Origin of the sequence: Rhodococcus sp. WB1 (assembly GCF_001700945.1) — a bacterium.
Taxonomy (GTDB): domain Bacteria; phylum Actinomycetota; class Actinomycetes; order Mycobacteriales; family Mycobacteriaceae; genus Rhodococcus; species Rhodococcus aetherivorans.
The window spans coordinates 2432176-2437633 of sequence record NZ_CP015529.1 but is presented as its reverse complement, the minus strand read 5'-3'; the positions used below and the strand labels follow the sequence as shown (position 1 = coordinate 2437633).

Here is a 5458-nt window from a genome sequence, read left to right as displayed (position 1 = left end):
GACCACCGCCCGGCACATCGGGGCGGACCGGATCGACCTCCCGGTCCATAACGTCAGAAGGCGACCGCGCTTGCGCGGCCGCCACGTCCCGGCGATCTCGCCCTCGATGAGCACTGCGCGCGGCCCTGACGAGCTGCCGCCGGCCCCTCCGGTCATATATCCGATCCGGCGCGTCGACCCAGAACAGGTCGGCACGCGGCGGGGACGTGGGGTCTGCGACCGATCACCGCCCGAGCGGGCTGTAGAAGACCAACCCGTTGCCCTTGTTGTCGTACACCACGGCGCGGCGCTCGTGCGCGTCGTCGTACGGGCCCTTCACGATGCCGCCGCCGGCTTCTTCGATGGCCTTCGCGGCGGCGTCCACGTCGGCGGTCTTGATGCCGACGACCACCTGGCCGTGGATCGGATGGTCGATTGCGGTCGCGAGTGCGAGGGTGACCCCGCCACCGTCGAGGGCCGCGAAATGAGCGCCGTCGCGGAACTTCAACGCCATGCCCAGGGTCTCGCTGTAGAACTTGATCGACTCGTCGAGATCGTCGGTCGACAGCACGATCATCTTCACTTCATGGCCGCTCACGAAAGTCCTCCTTCGGCGAATGTCCGGAAAGCCTAACGGGATCGACACCAGGGCAGCGAGAGTCGATCGTCCCTTCGAGCGCCGCCGGTCGACCCCTCCCAGTCCGATTTTTGTCACAGTGACGTATCAGGGTCGATGAATTTTGTGCGGCGCGAGGGGAGGGGAGGCGGTTCGAGGCCGGCGGTGTCGGCAGCGCCGCTGGTTACCATCGACGAGTGGACCGTGCCGCCAGACTCGTGCTCGCTGTCGACCGTCAGGGCGGCCGATGCCTGTGGTGCGGCAGACGGTTCGGGCCCCTTGGTACCACCGACCACCTCATGCCGCGAGTCAAAGGCGGTCCCAGCATCGCCGTCAACGAGGCTGCCGCGTGCCCGCGGTGCAACGCGGATCGCGGACACATGGGCCCGATCGACTGGCTCGCACAGTGCCGACACCGACACGGATGGACCCCTCAGGCGAGTCTGCTGGCAACGCTGCTGACCGAGTTGAACCTCGAATTCGACAGCGCGGGTGGACATCGCCGCGCCAAGCGCTACCTGTCCGGCCAGCTGCGGCGTTGCCGACCCGGCGACCGCTGAGGGACGCTGACCGGGATTCACCCCAGCAATCGTCACTGTGACGAATTCCTTCGCGAGAGGCCCGCAGGGGGGCGAGGGCACGCCACGCCGGAGCACGTGGTCGATTGCTGATCCCGGGGTGGCATCCGGCCGCTCGGCGGCAGGCACGTCCGGGCTCTGGGCGGCGCGGTTCGGCAGCGAGCCCGCGATACAAAGTGCCCGACGTTGCGCCGCGACGCCGAAAGCCGAGCAGATGAACGTCGTCACGACGGGCAGGCCCGCGACATTCTCGACACCCGACCGGATCCCGCGTCGGCGAAAAGGCTGGTCGAGGCCGGTACTCGTATTGCCGATAATCCACATTATGTCAACTAACGGATCGGAGAACTCCCCAGCCGGGATCGAATACAGCGCCGTGGTGGTCGACGCCCCGCGTCGCGACGGCGGAGGTGATCGAGCAGACGGCGGATTGGATCCGCTCCGGCAGCGACGCCCGCCGCCTTGGCAACGCCGGGAACGGCGGGCCGCCCCATGGAACGGCCGGTGCGCTGCTGCGACGTTCTTCGGCGCGACGGCCGATCTCCACATACGGGATCACGACATCTCGCAGACGATCCGACCTGCCGTAAAGATATACCGCACGGACCCGTCCCGACGCCCCTGCGGCGCGCGACGTTCGGTATGGACGAGACCTCCTCCCCGATGCCCGAGCACCCCGACGGCCGGGAATGCCCCGCGCCGCCGGCGACCGGCCGGCATGCCCGGCCCCACGGCGCACCGCGTCGATCCTCTCCTCGGGGTCGGCGCCGCACTCCTCGCCATTTATAATAACGATTATGATGGATAATCACCGTTATCCATCATGCGCGGCAGAGGTCGCGGCGGGACGCTCCCGGATGCCGGCGGAACGCCGCCGTGTGGGCAATCCCGGGGTCGCCGCCTCCTCCCTTGCGCCCCGGGCGCGACGAACCGGCCCGCGTGCGGGTGAGCGCCGGGAAGGCAACCCTCGCGCTCGTCCCCGGGCGGCGATACGTCTCGCCCACCCCCTCCCGTCCCGGACCTCTCCCCGCACGGCACCCCCTTCCGCGTCGACGTAGATTCGGGTTCGACAGGTATGGTCGGTTCCGCCGGGCCGGCCCGGGGTACGGGAGGGACGTCGATGCGGCCGAGCGTGTGGTTGACCCCGGGCGAGCTGTCCGCCCGCTCCGGGGTGGCGGTGTCCGCGCTGCACTACTACGAGGCCCGCGGCCTGATCGACAGCAGGCGCACCTCCGGGAACCGGCGCACCTACCGGCGCGACACGCTGCGTCGCCTGGCGTTCATCCGGGTCGCCCAGGGCGTCGGAGTCTCCCTCGACGAGATCCGGGAGGCGCTCGATTCGTTGCCGGACAGCCGGGTGCCCACCGCCGCGGACTGGGCCCGGCTGTCGCGGCAGTGGCACGACCGGCTCACCGAGCGGATCGAGGCGCTCACCGCCCTGCGGGACAGTTTCACCGACTGCATCGGTTGCGGCTGCCTGAGCCTGGCCTCGTGTCCGCTGGCCAACCCCGGCGACGTGCTGGGAGCGCAGGGGCCGGGACCGCACCGGCTCGGCAGGTCCGTGCCCCGATAGGAGTCCGGCACCCGCGCCCCGCCTCGGGTCCCCACTCCCCTTTCCTGTTGTCACACCGTTCCCGTCGGTCCCGGATGTCACACTGGTATCGCACAGGTGTACGACCGGTACGTGAGGAGGGGCATGACGAGCCGGGTGGATCCGGGGTTGCTGGACTGGGTCGCCGCGTATCTCGAGACGTTGCAGACGGCGAAGCGGTCGGCGCACACCGTCAAGGCGTACCGACTGGATCTGCAGGCGGTGTGCGAGGAACTCGGCGTCAAGCTCTCGGTCGCCCCGGAGGACCTGTGCGTGCAGGACATCACGATCCGGGCGATGCGCTCGGCGTTCGCCGCGTTCGCGCGGGAGCGGCAACCGGCGTCGGTGCGGCGGGCCTGGTCGGTGTGGAACAGCTTCTGCAACTTCCTCGTCTCCGAGGGGGTGTCGGAGGGCAACCCGATGGCGTCGATCGCCCAGCCGAAGCGGCCGCAGCACACCCCGAAGTCGTTCACGCCCAAGGCGATCGGTCAACTCGTCGACACCCTCACCGTCGAGGCGCAGCGCCCCGCCGCCTCGGGCCGGGAGTGGCCTCAGCGCGATCTGGCGCTCATCGCGACCCTGTTGCTGACCGGCATCCGCTCGGAGGAGCTGATCCGCCTCGATCTCGGCAGCGTTCTCGGCGGCACCGAGGCGCCCGTGCTGCGGGTGATGGGCAAGGGATCGGTGGAACGGCGGATTCCGCTCGAGGAGAGCTGGACGGCGATCGTCTCCGGGTACCTCGAGGAGCGCTACACGCGGTTCCCCCCGTCCCAGCGGTCCCGGCGCGGCGACGACGAGACGCCGGCGGTGTGGGAGCGCTATCCCCCGTCCGATCCGTTGTTCGTCGGCGCCGACGGCCGGCGCATCACCCGCGGCACGCTGCAGTACCGGGTGCGGCGGATGTACCGGATGGCGGGCATCGAGGGTGAGCGCAAGCGGGGCGCCCTCGCGCACGCGCTGCGGCACACCTTCGCCACCAGTCTGGCCGACGGCGGCGCGACGATGGTGGAACTGCAGCAGTTGCTCGGACACCGGTCGCTGCAGACCGTGCAGATCTATACGTCGGCGACGGACGACGCGGTCCGGCACGCCGCGCGGCACAATCCGGTCTACGGGCTGCTCGACCGGCGCGAGTGAGGCCCGGCGCGCGGGGGCCGGCCGGTGGCGGACGCGTAAGCCTGTGGTGAGCGGGTATTGCTGACAGACTGGGGGCGGCGCGGGAGCCCCGTCGCTCGTCCCGCCACCGGTTGCCCGGTCGACCCGAGACATCGAGGAGCACGGAATGAGCATCCAGTCGGTTGAGCCACGTCGTCACCATGTCGTGGTGATCGGATCCGGATTCGGGGGCCTGTTCGCCACCAAGGCCCTCGCACGTGCCGACGTGGACGTCACCGTCGTCGCTCGGACCACGCACCACCTCTTCCAGCCGCTGCTGTACCAGGTGGCGACGGGCATCCTGTCGGTGGGCGACATCGCGCCCCCGACCCGCCTGGTGCTGCGCAAGCAGAAGAACGCGCAGGTGCTGCTCGGCGACGTCGAGTCGATCGATCTGACGCAGCAGACCGTCACGTCCCGGTTCCTCGAGCACGAGACGGTGACGCCGTTCGACAGCCTGATCGTCGCCGCCGGTGCCGGGCAGTCGTATTTCGGCAACGACCAGTTCGCCGAGTTCGCGCCCGGCATGAAGACGATCGACGACGCGCTCGAGCTGCGCGGCCGGATCCTCGGGGCGTTCGAGCAGGCGGAACTGTCCGAGGATCCGGCCGAGCAGCGGCAGCTGCTCACGTTCGTGGTGGTCGGGGCGGGCCCCACGGGGGTGGAACTCGCCGGGCAGATCGCGGAGCTGTCCCATCACACGCTCCGGGGCGCGTTCCGCACCATCGATCCGTCGTCGGCGCGGGTGGTGCTGCTCGACGGGGCACCGGACGTGCTGCCGGTGTACGGGGGCAAGCTCAGCGCCAAGGCCCGTCAGACCCTCGAGAAGCTCGGCGTGGAGATCCAGCTCAACGCGATGGTCACCGACGTGGACGCGACGGGCCTGACGATCAGGGAGAAGGACGGCACCGAGCGCCGGATCGAATCGCAGTGCAAGGTGTGGTCAGCGGGCGTGTCGGCGAGCCCGCTGGGCCGGCAGCTCGCCGAGCAGTCCGGCGCCGAGGTCGACCGGGCGGGCCGGGTCCAGGTGAATCCGGACCTGTCGCTGCCCGGTCACCCGAACGTGTTCGTCATCGGCGACATGATGTCGTTGGACAAGCTGCCCGGCCTGGCGCAGGTGGCGATGCAGGGCGGTAAGTACGCGGCGCGGCAGATCGTGGCGGGCCTGTCCGGTCACAGTCCGGCCGAACGCAAGCCGTTCAAGTACTTCGACAAGGGTTCGATGGCCACGATCAGCCGGTTCAGCGCGGTCGCGAAGGTCGGCAAGCTCGAGATCAGCGGGTTCGTCGGCTGGGTGGCCTGGCTGGGGATCCACCTGCTGTACCTGGTGGGGTTCTCGAACAAGCTGTCGACCCTGCTGTCGTGGGCCACGACGTTCCTGACCCGGGGCCGCAACGAGATGGCCTCGACGGAGCAGCAGGTGTTCGCCCGCAACGCGATCGATCGGCTGCAGCGGCACACCGAGGAGGCCGAACGCGGCAGCCGCCGCGCCGCGGGCTGAGTCGCGGCCGCCGCCGCGCCGCGGGCTGAGGCTGGTTC

5 protein-coding genes are annotated in these 5458 nt (G+C 69.9%); 4 read left to right on the top strand and 1 reads right to left on the bottom strand.

Annotated features, from left to right (window positions below):
* Nucleotides 1–223 precede the first annotated feature (223 nt).
* Nucleotides 224–577 (bottom strand): VOC family protein, encoded by a 354-nt coding sequence (locus A4U64_RS10810; RefSeq protein WP_006936832.1) that lies wholly within the window; start codon nt 575–577, stop codon nt 224–226.
* 317 nt (nt 578–894) lie between these two features.
* Between A4U64_RS10810 and A4U64_RS10805 the strand changes: the two genes are divergently transcribed.
* From A4U64_RS10805 to A4U64_RS10790, 4 genes are all read left to right on the top strand, one after another.
* On the top strand, nt 895–1155 hold the full coding sequence (locus tag A4U64_RS10805) for an HNH endonuclease (RefSeq protein ID WP_278334657.1): 261 nt from the start codon (nt 895–897) through the stop codon (nt 1153–1155).
* A 1138-nt stretch (nt 1156–2293) separates the two neighbouring features.
* Complete coding sequence (gene soxR, locus A4U64_RS10800; RefSeq protein WP_006936821.1) at nt 2294–2746, top strand: redox-sensitive transcriptional activator SoxR; 453 nt, start codon at nt 2294–2296, stop codon at nt 2744–2746.
* A gap of 123 nt (nt 2747–2869) precedes the next feature.
* The gene (locus A4U64_RS10795; RefSeq protein WP_006936819.1) at nt 2870–3901 is read left to right on the top strand and encodes a tyrosine-type recombinase/integrase; all 1032 of its coding nucleotides are present in this window, start codon (nt 2870–2872) and stop codon (nt 3899–3901) included.
* Nucleotides 3902–4046: 145 nt separating this feature from the next.
* Nucleotides 4047–5420, top strand: a complete 1374-nt coding sequence (locus A4U64_RS10790) for an NAD(P)/FAD-dependent oxidoreductase (protein ID WP_050035279.1) — start codon at nt 4047–4049, stop codon at nt 5418–5420.
* The last annotated feature ends 38 nt before the right edge of the window (nt 5421–5458 follow it).

Coding starts and splice junctions, on each gene's coding strand:
- A4U64_RS10790 (WP_050035279.1), top strand. CDS start 4,047: ATGAGCATCCAGTCGGTTGAGCCACGTCGTCACCATGTCGTGGTGATC.
- A4U64_RS10805 (WP_278334657.1), top strand. CDS start 895: ATGCCGCGAGTCAAAGGCGGTCCCAGCATCGCCGTCAACGAGGCTGCC.
- A4U64_RS10795 (WP_006936819.1), top strand. CDS start 2,870: ATGACGAGCCGGGTGGATCCGGGGTTGCTGGACTGGGTCGCCGCGTAT.
- soxR (WP_006936821.1), top strand. CDS start 2,294: ATGCGGCCGAGCGTGTGGTTGACCCCGGGCGAGCTGTCCGCCCGCTCC.